This is a genomic window from Phormidium sp. FACHB-1136 (genome assembly GCF_014697375.1).
Lineage (GTDB): Bacteria > Cyanobacteriota > Cyanobacteriia > Phormidesmidales > Phormidesmidaceae > Nodosilinea.
Genome location: NZ_JACJRS010000046.1, coordinates 1 through 14,745, shown reverse-complemented (window position 1 = coordinate 14,745; position 14,745 = coordinate 1). Strand labels below are relative to the sequence as shown.

Below are 14,745 nucleotides of genomic sequence, written 5' to 3'. Positions count from 1 at the left end.
GTCTCCCCAGGGGCAATTCATAATCTATGTAGCACGATTTCACCCCATCCTAAGGTTGAGAAGGCTGGGCCAACGTGGGCTGCGTCCCAAGACACTAACGGCCAGATGGAGGGGTGGAGGGATAGTACAGCATTTGGTTGGCGTGGCCCCAAAAGGCTTCTAAATCGTAGAATTCGCGGGCTTCGGGCATGAAGACATGCACCATCACTTCCCCGTAGTCCATCAAAATCCAGTTGCCCTCCATTTGGCCCTCCACCCGCAGGGGGCGGCGGTTATAGTCCTGCTCTAGGGCCGATTCGATGGAACGGGTGATGGCCCGCACCTGCACCGTGGAAAACCCCGTCACAATCACAAAATAATCCGCCAAATACGACACATCCCCCACCTGCACCAGGGTAATGTTGCCCCCCTTGCGCTCATCGGCGGAGGCGGCAATGGCATAGGCCAATTGCAGGGCCGGATCCTCCTCCACAGGGGGGAATCCGGCGGAGGCTTGGAGAGTAGTGGTGTCGGTGTTTTGGGGATTGATCATGGGGAATTAGGGATTAGGGGTTGGGAGAAGGGGGAAACAGGAAGGGAGGTGGGTTAGGGTTGGCTGCGATGGTGGGCGAGGAACCAGTTGCGGGTGTGGAGGGCGCGGGGGTGGATGGGTTTGGCTTTTTCCATCAGGTGGGCGAAGGTGTAGTCGCAGGTTTGGTAGACGGCCTGGGGCAGGTTGCGATAGCTCAGCCGTCGTAGCCGTTTGAGGTCGTCGCCTTTGCCGCGTCCGGGTTCGAGGGTATCGGCCAGGAAGACCACGCAACTGAGGGGCGACATGGCCGGACGCCCTAGGGTGTGATTGGCGATGGCGGCTAACACCTCCGGGTCGGTCACGCCTAGGTCTTGCTGGGCCACCAGGGCACTCACATCGGCATGGAGCAGGTGGGGATTGACTTCATCCACGGGATCAATGTCTAGCCCCGCCTGCTGGGCCATGGAGAGGAGTTTTTCGGCTGGGAAATACTTGGCCAAGTCGTGCATCAATCCCGCCTGGGCCGCTTTGACCGGATCTAACCCGTGGTGCTGCGCCAAATCCACCGCCATGGCTTCCACCCGTAGGCTATGGGCCAACCGGGGTTTCGGCATCTGTGTCTCTAGCCAGGGTAACACTTGCCCCCGCCAGGGTCGGCCTAGGGCAACGGCATCAGTAAGGGAGGGAGGGGACGCAGTCAGGGGATCTTCTCTCGTCAAAACGGATTTCAAGAGGGATGGCAAAACGGATTTTAAAGCTGAATCTATTGTATAGCGTGTCTCTCCTGGCGAGTGGATGGCCTAGCCGCTCCACCCAGGATCCCCAGACGAGGCCCGTGTTGCAGCGGCAAAATTGACAAGGGCCAGGGAAATCCGCTTTATTAGCTCATTCCCACATTAGGTCTTCTGGATTGTCCTGCCATGTCCGATGCTCCATCTCAACTAGGTCGAGGGGTGATTGCGGCAGGGCATCGGCTCACGGCGGAGGCCGGGGCGGAGATGTTGCGCCAGGGCGGCAACGCCTTTGATGCCGTGGTGGCGGCGGCGTTCACAGCCTGCGTTACCGAGTCGATTCTGACCTCGCTGGCGGGGGGTGGTTTTTTGCTGGCCCACACCGCCGATGGCCAAAATCGCCTGTTCGACTTTTTCTGCCAAACGCCCCAGCACAAGGTACCTACTGACCAGCTTCAGTTTTTTCCCATCCAGGCCAACTTTGGCGACACGGTGCAGGAGTTTCACATTGGGTTGGGGTCGGCGGCGGTGCCGGGAACCCTGGCGGGTCTGCTGGAGGTGCATCGCCAACTGGGGCGCTTACCCCTCAAGGCACTGGTGGCTCCCGCTCAGCAGGTGGCAACCCAGGGAACCATCCTTGAGCCGTTTCAAGCGTTCTGTTTTCAGTTAGTCAGCCCTATTCTGATGGCGACCCCAGCGGCCCAGGCCATCTATGCGCCCTATGGTCGCTTGCTGCAAGGGGGCGATACCTTCTGCCTGCCAGACTTTGCCGCGTTTTTAGATCAGCTTGTCCATGAAGGAGCCGACCTGTTGTACCAAGGTCGCCTTGCTGACCAGATTGTCCACGATTGTGAAACCCAGGGCGGTCATCTGCGGCGGGAGGAATTGCAACAGTATCGGGTGATCGAACGCCAACCCCTAGCCATTCCCTACCGCGATGCCCTGCTGCTGACCAACCCACCCCCCAGTTCTGGCGGTGCCCTGATCGCCTTTGCCCTGGAACTCTTGGCCACCGTCCCCCTCTCCGACCATGGTAGCCCCCGCCATGTGGCCACCCTGCGCGAAGTGATGCGCCTCACCAACCTGGCCCGTCAGGATGGCTACGATGCCCACCTATACCGCGATGATGTGTTAGCGGAATTTTTGGGCTCCCCCCACCTAGCCCCCTACCGCCAACAGCTTATCGAGGCGCTCGGTTCCACCGCCGTCAACAAATGGGGCAGCACCACCCACATCAGCGTCATCGATGGCGAGGGCAACGCCGCCAGCATGACCACCTCCAACGGTGAAGGATCGTCCTACGTGATTCCAGGGACGGGGGTGATGCTGAACAATATGCTGGGCGAAGAAGACCTCAACCCCAACGGGTTCCACCGCTGGCAGACCAATCAGCGCATTTCCTCGATGATGGCCCCCACCATGGTCTTAGAAAACGGCAAGCCTCGGCTGGTACTGGGGTCGGGTGGATCCAATCGGATTCGCACCGCCATTTTGCAGGTGGTGTCCAACGTGCTGGATTTTGGCATGGATATCGACGCTGCCGTCATCGCGCCCCGCCTTCATTGGGAACGGGGATCGTTTCACCTCGAACCGGGCTACGACCGCCACACCCTAGAGCAGCAGGGCATTGGGGCCGAGGACGACTGTACCTGGTGGCAAGCCCCCAATATGTTCTTCGGGGGCGTCCATGCGGTCGCCCGTTCGGCCAGCGGAGACCTTTCCGGCGTTGGCGACGCCCGTCGTAGTGGGGCTTGGGTGGTGGTGGAATAGGGAAAGGAATCTGCCCTAAGGCCCATGGGGAACAGACCTAGGCGGCAAAGGCTGGGCAGATTAGGATAGCGGCTTGTGTTAGGGAGTCCTGATAATGTCAAGGAAATTTCCGTTTTGGTATACCACTATTCAGAAAATCTGTTTATTCTGACTACAGAAAGTTTACGTCGCTCAGCTTTCCTCGCCCGCCTCTGTGATTGCACTGCCAAGCTTCCCTTCTCCATGGCTTGTCCTCAGGAAATGGCCCGTCGGCAGTGTTTTGTCCGTCTACCCCGTCGTTCACGACACAGTCTTTGATTTACCCACCCATAGCCCTTACTGGGAACAGCAGGTTTCTGATGGATTGCAGCACCATTCAGTTCAAGTATGCCGACCAATTTTCTGAGGCCGACATGGCCCAGGTGATCCGCCTGTTTCGGACAGCAGCCTTCTGGGCGCAGGATCGCACGGAAGCCGACATGGCCACCGCCATTGCCCACAGCTTTCCGGTGGTCACTGCCTGGGATGGCAAGGTGCTGATGGGCTTTGCGCGGGCCACCTCCGATGGCGTCTTTCGGGCCACCATTTGGGATGTGGTGATTGACCCGGCCTACCAGGGTGGCGGGCTAGGCCGCAAAATGGTGGAAACCCTGCTCAGCCATCCCCACATGAGCCGGGTAGAGCGGGTGTATTTGATGACCACTCGCCAGCAGGGCTTCTACCAGCGCATCGGCTTTGAGGAAAACCCTTCCACCACCATGGTGCTGTTCAACAACACCGCCGTGGAAATGCTGCCCGCCCTGAGCCAACCCGAAAGCGTCACCGCCCTCACCGCCTAACCCATCTACCGGGTGTAGCGCATCGAAACCCAACCATCCAGGATTTGGGGCGAGTGGGGTGCTGGTTCTAGATCCGGCTTGCTTGTCCCCGATATCAGCAGGCGAGAAGACCTCGCCCCGACGGCTGGTCGGGCTGGGCCTTGGGGGTTGTCAAGTCGGGTTGGGTGTGGGTAGCTCAGAAGGGTCAGCGGGGGCTTGGGGATCTCCTCAGGCGACTTAACGGCTTACGTTACTATTTAAAAACCTTTCTCTGTACCCAAAGGTTTCAGCGAATTTTCTTCGTTAGACTCAATTTTGTTTCCCGTTTCCCGTTCCCTAGGCTATGGCTATGCAGCAGACCCAAGACCTCCATGTTGTTGAGACCCGTCCCCTCGTGAGTCCGGCGTTGCTGCACCACGAGCTCCCGATGACCGATGAGGCGGCGGCGCTGGTGTCTGAGGCGAGAGATCGGATTCGCCACATTCTCTACAACGAAGATCGGCGTCTGCTGGTGATTGTTGGCCCCTGTTCGGTGCACGATGTGGATGCCGCCTATGAGTACGGCCAAAAGTTGGTGAACCTGCGCCACGAGCTATCGGGTCAGTTGGAAATCATCATGCGGGTCTACTTTGAAAAGCCCCGCACCAACGTGGGCTGGAAGGGCTTAATTAACGACCCCCACCTGGACGGCAGCTACGACATCAACACGGGGCTGCGTTTGGCCCGCAAGCTGCTGCTGGATTTGGCCCACCTGGGTCTGCCCGCCGCCACGGAATTGCTGGACCCGGTGACGCCCCAATACATCGCGGATGTGATTGCCTGGACGGCGATTGGCGCTCGTACCACCGAAAGCCAAACCCACCGGGAGATGGCCTCCGGGCTGTCCATGCCCATCGGCTTTAAAAACAGCACCGATGGCAGTCTGCAAGCGGCGGAAAACGCCATGGTTGCCGCCAGCCAGCCCCACCATTTTCTGGGCATTAACCACCACGGTTTGGCCAGCATCGTTACCACCACGGGCAACCCCGATTGCCATTTGGTGCTGCGGGGGGGCAAGGGCGGCCCCAACTTCAGCCAAGCCCATGTGGAAAAAGCCGCCGAAGAAATGGCCAAGCTGAAGCTCAACCCACGCATGATGATCGATTGCAGCCACGCCAACGCCAACAAAGACCACACCCGCCAGGTGTCGGTGCTGGAGGATGTCGCCATCCAAATGCGGAGTGGTTCGCGCCACATTCTAGGGGTGATGATTGAAAGCCACCTGAAGGCGGGCAACCAATCCATCCCCGACAACCTGCGAGAGTTGACCTACGGCCAGAGCATCACCGACGCCTGTGTAGATTTCGAGACCACGGCCACCATGCTGCGGCAGTTGGCCAGCGCCGTGGAACCATCCTTGGTGGCGGCGTCCTAGGGGTATGGGTCTTGCTTCCGACAGTCCGGTTCACGACAGTCCGGTTCACGCCGGACTTGTTTCCGACCGCCCTGTTCCCAAACCGGGCACCCTAACGGGCCTTGGCATTGGCCCCGGCGATCCCGACCTGATTACCCTCAAAGCCCTGAAGGTGTTACAGGCGGCTCCAGTGGTGGCCTTTCCCCAGGGGCGACCGGGGCACATGGGGGTGGCCCAGCGGATTATTGCCCCCCACCTGCAAGCTCCCCAGCGACAGCTTCCCCTGGAGTTTCCCTTTGTGGTGGAGGATGACCAGCTTCAGGCGGCTTGGCGGCGGGCGGCGGAACAGGTGTGGGCGGTGCTGCAAACGGGGCAGGATGTGGTGTTTGCCTGCGAGGGCGACATCAGTTTCTACGGTACCTTCACCTACTTGGCTGATGCCCTGAGTCTTGCCCATCCCGAAGTCACGATCAACCGAATTCCGGGGGTCTGTTCTCCCATGGCGGCGGTCAGTGCCCTGGGCATTCCCCTGACGGTGCAGGCGGAAAAGCTCGCTGTCCTGCCCGCCTTCTACGGCGTCGAAGACCTAGAACACACCCTCGATTGGGCTGATGTGGTGGTGCTGATGAAGGTGAGTTCGGTCTATGCCTCAGTGTGGGACGTGCTGAAGCGGCGGGATCTCCTGTCTACCAGTTCCGTCGTGGTGCGGGCCAGTCAGCCGGATCAGATTACCTACCGCGACCTCGAAAACTCTCCCGACCTAGACCTACCCTACTTTTCCCTGATAGTGATTCGAGTTGGTAAGGCTTGGCCCCTGGTTGCCCCCTAATTGCCCCCTAATTGGCCCCTAGTTGACCCCTCATTGGCCACCCAACTTACCCCAAAGGGGGGCATGATTCGCTAGGCTAGGGCAGGAACTTGGCCGGAAGATCTCCGTCAACGGATGGGGATCGTCCGCACAACACACACCGCATTCACCCGATGGGTGAGGGATCAAGAAGCACGATGAAACCGTTGAAAGGGCTACCCATTAACCTGGCGGCACTCAAACCTAACCCCGCAGCGCTCAAGGGGATTCCTGCTGTCCTGCGTCAACCCCAGTGGATCGCCGCCATCGCATCGGTGGGCTTCCATGGGGCGCTGTTTGCGGTGGGGCCATCGTTCGCCAACTTGCAAAGCATGGCGATGGGGTCACCGGGGTTTGGCAACCAACCGGAGCGTCGGGTGCCCATGATTGAACTCACCCCCGAAGAGCAAAGCCGCCTACCCGATTTCAACAGCCCTGCCTATTCTCTCCTGCCGGGGGAACTCTTGCCGGGAGAGTTTCCCCCCGGCAACCCCAGCGACTTGATGGATCTGTTTCCGCCCGCTGGCAGTCGGACGAATCCGCCTAGCTTCCCTAGCTTGCCGCAGGGGTTGAGTGCCCTACCTCGGTTGTCCACGCGATCCCCTCTGGGATCCCCTGTTACCGTGAGCCCCTTTCCGTCCCGCCTTGGGCGCGGTTCCGTCGTGCTTCCCACCCCCTCCGGTGGCAATCGCCCCAATCTGCCCACCCCACCCCAAGGGAGTGCGGCACCTGGCAGCGATCAACCGGATCGCAGTCTAGAGGCATCTACCCCAACCACTACATCGCCCCGGCAACCTGGGGCCGAAGCCTTGCGGCCCACCGACGAGGAAGCCGTGGCGACCAACCGCCCCTCTGAGCCCCTAAACGCTGAGTCTAGCGATTCGGCGGTCTCCCCAGAACTGGCCCGTTCGCGAGAGTTAATGGCACGGGTGGAATACAGCCCAGACCTAACCACCACGGCAGAATCGACGGCAGCCGCGAATGCCTGGGCCGACCGCCTCGCAGAGGCCCTGGGCGAAGAACCCGCTACCGCTGAGGAAACCTTTGCGGTGGAGGTGCCCTACGACCTGCGCCTTTGCCTCAATCCAGAACCCAGTACGGGGCTGTTGGGCTTTGCACTGCTGCCCGGTGAGGAGGAAGGTACAGTGGACATCTCTACGACGGTGCTCAAGAGTACGGGGTACCCCTTCCTCAACCAAACGGCGATTCAAACGCTACAAGCCCTAGCCGCCAATTCCGAAACCCCCTTGACCCCAGGCACGATCTATCAAGCGGTGGTTACGGTGCTGTACGACGGTGAAAACTGTATTGACACCGAAACCCTATTGAAATCTAGGGCGGAGGAAGCGGAGAACACCGCCGCCGGATCCTCAGATGCAGATGCCAAGCCCGAAGACTAGGGCGCAGGGGCTGAGGGGGCTTACCCACCGCTGACCGGGGGAATCAGCACCACTTCATCGTCTGGGGAGAGGGGCGTATCGGCCTCAACAAAATGCAGATTCAGGCCCAGACGAGTTTGGTTGCGCCAGGGTTCTAAATGGGGATGATCGGCCAAGGCGCGATCTAGCACTGTCTGTACTGAGCTTTGGGGCGGAAACTCCCACCGCACCTCCGGCACCCCGTAGGCTTCTTGGTAAATGGAAAAGAGCTTCACCGTGACGGTAATGGAATCCATGGCAAGTGCGGCTTTAACGTAACTGACCGATATTCTCAACCCTACCCTGCCCTACCCTCAAAGGATAGGATCAGAGGGGCCGAGAGTGACCCATGGCTGGCGGGGTTGATCTGGGCTAATGCTCCCTAAACTTCCCCTTGCGAGGTGTTTTGTGGTTCATCACGGCCATTCCCACTCCGATCATGTCCACCACGGCCATCACCACCCTGCGCCCAAAAACTTTACCCGCGCCTTTCAGATTGGTATTGCCCTCAATGTTGGCTTTGTGATCATCGAAGCGGCCTTTGGTTGGTTTAGCCAATCCCTAGCGCTACTGGCGGATGCGGGCCACAATCTCAGCGATGTGCTAGGGCTCGTACTCGCCTGGGGAGCCAGCTATTTGGCCCAGCGTCCCCCCAGCCCCACCTATACCTATGGCCTGCGACGCACCCCCATCCTGGTGGCCTTGATGAACTCACTGCTGCTGCTGCTGGCCGTGGGCGGCATTGCCTGGGAAGCCCTGCGGCGATTGCAAGACCCCAACCCCGTACCGGGCATGACGCTGATTTGGGTGGCGAGCGTTGGCATTGTGATCAACACCCTAACGGCGATTCTGTTCTTCTCAGGTCGCGACCATGACCTCAATATTCGCGGTGCCTTTTTGCACATGGCTGCCGATGCCCTGGTTTCGGTGGGGGTGGTGCTGACGGGGGTGGCCATTTTGCTGACGGGCTGGCTGTGGTTTGATCCAGCCATCAGCCTGATCATTGTGGTGGTGATTGTCGTGGGTACCTGGCAACTGTTTCGCGATGCCCTTGGCCTGATGCTCGACCGCGTGCCCAAGCACATTGAACCCCTAGCGGTACGCACGTTCTTGCAGGATCTACCGGGAGTGGACAGGGTTCACGACCTGCACATTTGGGCTATGAGCACCACGGAAACGGCCCTTACCGCCCATTTGGTGATGCCCACAGGTAGCCCAGGGGACAGCTTTTTGGCCCAGGTCAGCGACGATCTGCACCACCACTTTGATATTGACCACACCACCCTACAAGTCGAAATGGGCGACGACCAATACCCCTGCCGCCTAGAACCCGATCACCAGGTCTAAGCCTCTCTGGGGCTGGGGTGGTGCTGCACCGAGGGGGATGCTTAGGTCGCCAGGGCCGTGAACAGTTCGGAAATCGACCGGGGCGTCGCCTCTTCCTGGGCCACAATCTCTACAATGCGGTTGCGGGCGGCGGGTTCAAACAGGGCTTCTACACAAACTTCCGCCACCTTCATACGGGGCAAGCTGCCCTCAAACAGGGTATCCGCTGGGGCCATCACCAGGGGGCGAGGGTCGTCGTCCTCGTTTTTGAGGCCACCGGGGCGCACGATGGTAAAGGCAATGCCGCTGCGTTGTAGGTAGGCTTCGGCCTGTTTTTTCCAGTACAGCACCAGCCAAAACAGGTTCAGCGGGTGAAAGAACTTGGAGACACAGAGGGACGACACCATCACAAAATGCTCGATTCCAGCGGCCTTGGCGGCATCCACCAGATTTTTGGTGCCGTCGTAATCCACCTGATACGGCCCAGTGGGGTCTAGGCTGGGGCGGGCACCCGTGGCACAGATCAGCACCGTACAGCCCTCTAGGGCCGTTTTCAGGCTGGCCTTATTCCCCACCTCTCCCGGTACCAGTTCCACCTCTGGGGGCAGCTTGGCCTGGGCCGTGGCCACATCTCGCACCAAGGCTTTGACCGGAATGCCGCGCTGTACCAATTGCGCCACAATCCGCGATCCCGTTGATCCGGTTGCCCCGGCCACCAATGCTTTCATGGTTCATCCCCCCTCAAGGCTTCTAGGTAAACACGCTATAACGCTCCCATGGTAAAGAACGCCCCTCGATTCGGAAACCCCATTCAGGATCGCTACCTTTGAACGCACGGCCATCGCCCCTGGCGGTAACCGTTCTTAACCGTTCTGGAATCTGGGCTCAAAGCCTAGCAACCCGCCCCCTGCAACCGATTCAGGCCCACGCTATCTGTGCCAAAGTTTTTGGTTCATGACAAGTCGCGTCTACTGTATACAGGGTTAGCTATAGTGGTTTTGTATCAATGGTAACCATAAAATGACTTCATCTTCCCGTAAGCAAGCCCGTTGTGGCCGATCCTTTATTCAGTGGTCAGTGGTGTCGAGTTCTGGGCAACCTCCCAACCGACGGCCCGATCCCGACTTTGTGGTAGACCGACGGCGGCTCCGCCAGTACCTCGCTTCCCTAGAAGGCTTGTCTGGAGAGTAGATCCCAGCACCCACGGATAACCTTGGCGGGAGCCTAGGCGACCATCCATGGATTTTGTTAGATCCGTAACCACTTCGGCTAACGATCAAGGCCGATTGGGTGTATTCTGTTTTCGTAATTTTGGCATACTTTTTCGGTTCGCCCCTCCTCCCCGTCGTTCGTTATGGAAGCCCCAGGATTATGAGCACAGATTTTCAGTCGGATGCCCCCTTCTCGGAGCCGGAAAAGCCCATGGTAGACCTCAAAGAATCCGAATCCACCGCCGAAGCACTAGGCGATGAAGCCACCCGGCAAATTAAGCAAGCCTGGGAAAAGGTCTCCAGCCTGCTGGGCGACCTGCCCGACTATGTGTCTGAATTTTTTAAGCAGTACCGTCGGCCCATTGTCACCGTCGGCCTGATTGTGGCGGCGATTATCACCGTCAAGATCGTCCTAGCGCTGCTCGATGCCATCAACGATCTGCCCCTGCTGGCCCCCACCTTCGAGCTGATTGGGTTGTTCTATACCGGGTGGTTCCTCTATCGCTACCTGCTGAAGGCGTCCAACCGTCAGGAACTCCTCAACGACATCGCCTCCATTCGAGATCAGGTGCTGGGCAAGAGCTAGCCCTTCAACTCCCCTCATCCGGTACGGTTACTGTCCCCTGCGGTATCGCGGTCGAATTTCTATACTGTGAGTACTGAACGCTATTCGACCTCCCACCCAGGGGATCTTTATTGCTATGGCCGATTCCAAAGTCCTCATCCAAGCCATCGAACGCCTCGACCACCGCGTCACCATTGGCGATGTGGCGGCTGAGGCGGGCTTACCCCTCCACGAAGCCCAGCAGGGTGTCTTGGCCCTAGCTAGTGACGTTCAGGCCCACCTGCAAGTCTCTGAGTCCGGGGAAATTGCCTACGTTTTTCCGAAAAATATCCAGGGTATTTTGCTGAGTCAATCCTGGAAACTACGTTGGCAAGCCACCTGGGAACAAGTGTGGCGTATCTTGTTTTACCTGATTCGCATCTCCTTTGGGATTGTGTTGATCCTCTCCCTCGTGTTGATTGTGTTGGCCATTATTGCACTGGCCATCGCCGCCGCAGCGGCTTCTCAGCAGGGCAATGATCGGCGGGACAACCGATCCGGTGGGGGCATGATTTTTATCCCCAGAATGTGGTTTGGGCCGGATCTATTTCGGATGTTCGACTATCGCTATGATCGTCGCAGCCCGTCCAAGAAAACTGATTCTGATAGCAAGATGAACTTCCTGGAAGCGATTTTTTCCTTCCTGTTTGGCGATGGCGATCCCAATGCTGGTTTAGAAGAACGTCGCTGGCAGGCGATTGCTTCCGTCGTAAAAGCCAACAGTGGCGTAGTAGTGGCAGAACAAGTGGCCCCCTTCCTCAGCGATTTAGGCCAAGGCTGGAGCCAGGAATTCGAGGACTTTATGATCCCGGTGCTGAGCCGCTTTAACGGTGTGCCAGAAGTCAGCCCAGAGGGAGGCATTGTCTATCAATTTCCTGAATTACAGGTAACCGCCCAGGAACGTCGGAAACTGTCGCCACCCCAGTTTTTGCAAGAACTTCCCCGCAAATTTAGCCATGCCAGTTCCGGGCAAATTATCGGAGCCATTGCCCTGGGTAGCGCCAACTTTATCGGTGCGCTGGCCCTGGGGTCTATGTTGCAGGATCAAGCCTTAGTAGCCAGTGCAGGAGAGTTAGTCATTTTCGTTAACTCAATCTATTGGCTATTGCTGGGCTATGGATCAGCGTTTCTAGGCATTCCCCTAGTTCGCTACTTTTGGGTGCAGCAACAGAATCGTAACATTGCCCGCCGCAACCAAGAACGCGAACAACGGGCCGAACTGCTGGCTCAACTGGATGATCCGGTGCGGGAAAAACTGTCCTTTGCTAAAACCCTGGCCGGACAAACCATCGTGGGTACCGATGATCTCGCTTACACCACCGAAACCGATTTGGTGGATCAGGAGATTGCCAACAAAGACAAAATCGACGAAGAATGGCAACGGCTGCTTGAACAGCGCCAATCTCCTTAACTATTAGCCCTTAACCCTTGGCCCTTAACCGTTGGCCCTACAGGACTCGGGTTAACGCCGTAATTTTGGAGAGCTTGGCAGCTTCTAGCCCCGCCAAGTCTTGCGACGTGAGCCAGCCGTCTTTGGTTAATTTGGCGAGAAGAAACAGGATTTCCTCATCCCCGTCGTCTCCATATTTGCCATCCAGGTCAAAGCGACGCGCACTTAAGAAGTCGTGCAACTGCCACACCTCGTCAAGGGTGGTCAGGTGGCCGGATTGTTGCCGCACCACCTGAATAATCGCCTCCACCTCGCGGCTACGGGCGATGGCTAGCGCCGCCTTGACGAGGCTTCTCTCTTGGACAGTCCACTGGGATTCGGTAACCTGCTTCATTGAGTATTGGTATAGTCAATCGACTCTTTTAATATCTCTCAATATTAAGGCATTTCACAAAACTTCACATTGATATCATAATTCAGCCGGATCCCTCCAGGCGAGAACTCCGGCTGTGGAAGAAGACCTGCGCCCGGATTAGCGGGCGAAATTCAGGAGTTCCTTGGGCGAGGCCAGGAGATCGATGGCCACGAAGAAAATCTTGCCCTCAGGATTGAGCAAAAACCGCCAAGCGATATTCATGCCCACACCCGCCCCAAACCAGGGGGTCTGCACCTTGCCCGTCACTTTGATCTGCGTGAAGCCCTCGTCCGCTGGTTCGGAGACCCCCCGTTCAGGCATGAGCCTGAGGTTCTGGCATTCTTCCTTGAAGAACCGCAGAATATTTTCGCTGCCGACAATGGGGCGACGGAAGGGCGGCTGTAGGCCACCATCGGGGGCGAACAGGCCAATCAACGCCTCAAAATCATTGGCATTGAGGTTGTTCATATAGGACAGGACGGTGGGATTATCCAGCCCCTCAATCGTGACCTGGGTGCGTTGGCCCATGTCCTGCGGAGGCACCACAGGCTCGGCAACGCGCTGATCGGCGGCTAACTTCCCGGTATCAAAGCCCATATCGACGACCGCATTACGCAGCACCGTAATCTGCTGACCAGAGTCAAGGTTGCGGATGGCTTGCAGCACAGAGGCCGCATTGGCGGATAGGGTGTAGCCCTCAGGGATAGGGGCGACGAAACCTTCCTCCATCCATTGGCCAAGGCGATACCAAAACCCCAGCTTAATGTTGGGCGACCAGGAGGCATAGGTACGACAAACGGGGGTATCAGCCCGGTTGGCGAGGTCGCACATCGCCTGGGACTGCTGCGGGAAGGACATTTTTTTAATTTCTTCTAGGGTCGGCTCAGCAAATTGCATACTGGCCGCACCGGGGGCCGCGATGGTAATGGCTCTCCCCATTTCAAGGTAGGCAAACCAGATGAGCGCGAGCTGATCTTCGGCACTGAGTTGATTAAAGCGGGCAATGGTGGCAGGCACCGCGTCCGCACTGAGGGTATTGGGAAAAATGGAGCGAGCAGAATCAATGGTAAAAGGCATTGTTAGCCTCCGTTGTCGGTTTTTCAGCAAATCCTAACATGGGGGGTGGAGTAGGCTCCTGATGATCAGAGTACGTAACAATGGCCACTTTTCCTGTGAAGAAGTTCAAAGGCTGGCCAGCGGACTGAATATGGAAACCATTGATAACACATGGCCCCTTTGCCATCGCCCATGCCAATGGCCTATCGGATGGCGATGGAGGGCGGCAGGGTTACACGGTGGACGGAGCCTTCGTCCATTCGGTGTGGAAGGTGCCTTCTTTGTCGGTTCGCTGGTAGGTGTGGGCTCCGAAGTAGTCGCGTTGGGCCTGGGGATACTTTGCCTTGAGGAAGCAGAGAAAGTCCCAAACCTAAGTGATCAGAGGGTCAGACACATTATCGAGTTCTTGTATCAGCAGGTCTTTGGGTGTCATGGCATACCTACCTCAAAACCAAAACCTCATTACCGTTACTCCACCATGACATAGCGAGTAAGCACCCGCATGATTTCGTGGCTGCGCCCGGTGGGTTGAGGGGTGCTCCATTCGCGGACTTCGGCAAAACCGAGGCGATAGAGTTCGTGGATGATGCGCTCTACACCGTGGGCGCTGCCGATCACCAAAATACGAATCACCTCTCGCCCTGGGGCGTTGGCGGGTGCGAGGGTGACTTGCAAGGCCGGGTCAGCCAAGGTTGACGGGATAAAGGCATGAGGCATGGAAGGCTCCTTTGTTGCTTAATGGATCACAACATAGCACCAATTTCAGGATTGTGATCCACTAAGCAACATTTACGTTCTCGTGACTCTCTGCCAAAGTTGGAGCATGGGTAGAGCAAGCCACGCACTAAAACAGGTGTTAGACACCTACGGCATTAGCCAAAATCAGCTTGCCGGAGCTATGGGTGTAGAGCGGGGCAGCGTTTCCCGCTGGTACCACGACAAACGCGACCCAACGGCTGAGACAGTGGTGGAGATTGTAGAAGCTTTGAAAAGTCTTAATTTTCAGGCTGCTGAAAAGTTCGTGAGGCTATATTTAGTCGATAAGTTAGAAGAAAAAACACCAAGCTAGTTTAACTGAGCGTTTTTACCTGCCAAAGAAAGAAATCTCTAAATGTAGCTATGATCGACATTACAATTTTTGATATTACGAAAGACGAAGTGATTGATAGCAACACTCCGGACAGTTTTTTGGGGTTGGGTTGGAAAAAAGCTATCCACCGCATAGAGTGCAGGTGCAAGTAAAACACGGTGCACCGATGGATAGCCTCAACAGCAT

17 protein-coding genes and 1 pseudogene are annotated in these 14,745 nt (G+C 57.5%); 10 read left to right on the top strand and 8 right to left on the bottom strand.

Translation table 11 applies throughout. The annotated features are described in order from the left end of the window. Positions 1 to 94 precede the first annotated feature (94 nt). Positions 95 to 532 carry a ribosome silencing factor gene (gene rsfS / locus H6G62_RS14750; protein ID WP_190496440.1) on the bottom strand — a complete coding sequence of 146 codons (438 nt, stop codon included), beginning with the start codon at positions 530 to 532 and terminating at the stop codon, positions 95 to 97. A gap of 53 nt (positions 533 to 585) precedes the next feature. Beyond that, positions 586 to 1,125: a bis(5'-nucleosyl)-tetraphosphatase (symmetrical) YqeK gene (yqeK, locus tag H6G62_RS14745; protein ID WP_190496438.1), complete on the bottom strand. Its 540-nt coding sequence runs from the start codon at positions 1,123 to 1,125 to the stop codon at positions 586 to 588. 306 nt (positions 1,126 to 1,431) lie between these two features. On the opposite strand from yqeK, the gene ggt reads away from it, so the two are divergent. From ggt to H6G62_RS14720, 5 genes are all read left to right on the top strand, one after another. After that, positions 1,432 to 3,012, top strand: a complete 1,581-nt coding sequence (gene ggt / locus H6G62_RS14740) for a gamma-glutamyltransferase (RefSeq protein WP_190496436.1) — start codon at positions 1,432 to 1,434, stop codon at positions 3,010 to 3,012. Between the two features lie 338 nt (positions 3,013 to 3,350). Beyond that, the gene (locus H6G62_RS14735; RefSeq protein ID WP_190496434.1) at positions 3,351 to 3,830 is read left to right on the top strand and encodes a GNAT family N-acetyltransferase; all 480 of its coding nucleotides are present in this window, start codon (positions 3,351 to 3,353) and stop codon (positions 3,828 to 3,830) included. Positions 3,831 to 4,158: 328 nt separating this feature from the next. Continuing rightward, on the top strand, positions 4,159 to 5,223 hold the full coding sequence (locus H6G62_RS14730; protein ID WP_190496432.1) for a 3-deoxy-7-phosphoheptulonate synthase: 1,065 nt from the start codon (positions 4,159 to 4,161) through the stop codon (positions 5,221 to 5,223). Between the two features lie 4 nt (positions 5,224 to 5,227). After that, positions 5,228 to 6,031, top strand: coding sequence for a precorrin-2 C(20)-methyltransferase (locus H6G62_RS14725; protein WP_190496430.1), 804 nt, complete (start codon positions 5,228 to 5,230; stop codon positions 6,029 to 6,031). A gap of 176 nt (positions 6,032 to 6,207) precedes the next feature. Continuing rightward, a complete protein-coding gene (locus H6G62_RS14720) occupies positions 6,208 to 7,449 on the top strand; it encodes a hypothetical protein (protein WP_190496428.1) in 1,242 nt (413 codons plus the stop codon). 20 nt (positions 7,450 to 7,469) lie between these two features. On the opposite strand, the gene H6G62_RS14715 is transcribed toward H6G62_RS14720, so the two are convergent. Next, entirely contained in the window at positions 7,470 to 7,724 is a 255-nt protein-coding gene (locus tag H6G62_RS14715; RefSeq protein WP_190496426.1) for a MoaD/ThiS family protein, read from the bottom strand. Between the two features lie 151 nt (positions 7,725 to 7,875). On the opposite strand from H6G62_RS14715, the gene H6G62_RS14710 reads away from it, so the two are divergent. Next, entirely contained in the window at positions 7,876 to 8,814 is a 939-nt protein-coding gene (locus H6G62_RS14710) for a cation diffusion facilitator family transporter (RefSeq protein WP_347239359.1), read from the top strand. Positions 8,815 to 8,855: 41 nt separating this feature from the next. Here the strand turns inward: H6G62_RS14710 and H6G62_RS14705 are convergent, their stop codons facing one another. After that, positions 8,856 to 9,521 (bottom strand): SDR family oxidoreductase, encoded by a 666-nt coding sequence (locus H6G62_RS14705; protein ID WP_190496422.1) that lies wholly within the window; start codon positions 9,519 to 9,521, stop codon positions 8,856 to 8,858. A gap of 292 nt (positions 9,522 to 9,813) precedes the next feature. Here H6G62_RS14705 and H6G62_RS14700 point away from each other — a divergent pair, with 292 nt between their 5' ends. From H6G62_RS14700 to H6G62_RS14690, 3 genes are all read left to right on the top strand, one after another. After that, complete coding sequence (locus H6G62_RS14700) at positions 9,814 to 9,984, top strand: hypothetical protein (protein ID WP_190496420.1); 171 nt, start codon at positions 9,814 to 9,816, stop codon at positions 9,982 to 9,984. 180 nt (positions 9,985 to 10,164) lie between these two features. Continuing rightward, the gene (locus tag H6G62_RS14695) at positions 10,165 to 10,590 is read left to right on the top strand and encodes a CAAD domain-containing protein (protein WP_190496417.1); all 426 of its coding nucleotides are present in this window, start codon (positions 10,165 to 10,167) and stop codon (positions 10,588 to 10,590) included. A gap of 115 nt (positions 10,591 to 10,705) precedes the next feature. After that, positions 10,706 to 12,019, top strand: coding sequence for a hypothetical protein (locus H6G62_RS14690; RefSeq protein ID WP_190496415.1), 1,314 nt, complete (start codon positions 10,706 to 10,708; stop codon positions 12,017 to 12,019). A 37-nt stretch (positions 12,020 to 12,056) separates the two neighbouring features. On the opposite strand, the gene H6G62_RS14685 is transcribed toward H6G62_RS14690, so the two are convergent. From H6G62_RS14685 to H6G62_RS14670, 4 genes and pseudogenes are all read right to left on the bottom strand, one after another. Beyond that, positions 12,057 to 12,392 (bottom strand): hypothetical protein, encoded by a 336-nt coding sequence (locus H6G62_RS14685; protein ID WP_190496414.1) that lies wholly within the window; start codon positions 12,390 to 12,392, stop codon positions 12,057 to 12,059. A gap of 138 nt (positions 12,393 to 12,530) precedes the next feature. After that, positions 12,531 to 13,490 (bottom strand): orange carotenoid-binding protein, encoded by a 960-nt coding sequence (locus H6G62_RS14680; RefSeq protein WP_190496412.1) that lies wholly within the window; start codon positions 13,488 to 13,490, stop codon positions 12,531 to 12,533. Positions 13,491 to 13,701: 211 nt separating this feature from the next. Continuing rightward, positions 13,702 to 13,806 (bottom strand): annotated as a pseudogene (locus H6G62_RS14675) (hypothetical protein); the annotation flags it as partial. Between the two features lie 131 nt (positions 13,807 to 13,937). Beyond that, positions 13,938 to 14,186 (bottom strand): hypothetical protein, encoded by a 249-nt coding sequence (locus H6G62_RS14670; protein ID WP_190496411.1) that lies wholly within the window; start codon positions 14,184 to 14,186, stop codon positions 13,938 to 13,940. A gap of 136 nt (positions 14,187 to 14,322) precedes the next feature. Between H6G62_RS14670 and H6G62_RS14665 the strand changes: the two genes are divergently transcribed. Beyond that, the gene (locus H6G62_RS14665; protein ID WP_347239358.1) at positions 14,323 to 14,538 is read left to right on the top strand and encodes a helix-turn-helix transcriptional regulator; all 216 of its coding nucleotides are present in this window, start codon (positions 14,323 to 14,325) and stop codon (positions 14,536 to 14,538) included. Positions 14,539 to 14,745: the final 207 nt, after the last annotated feature.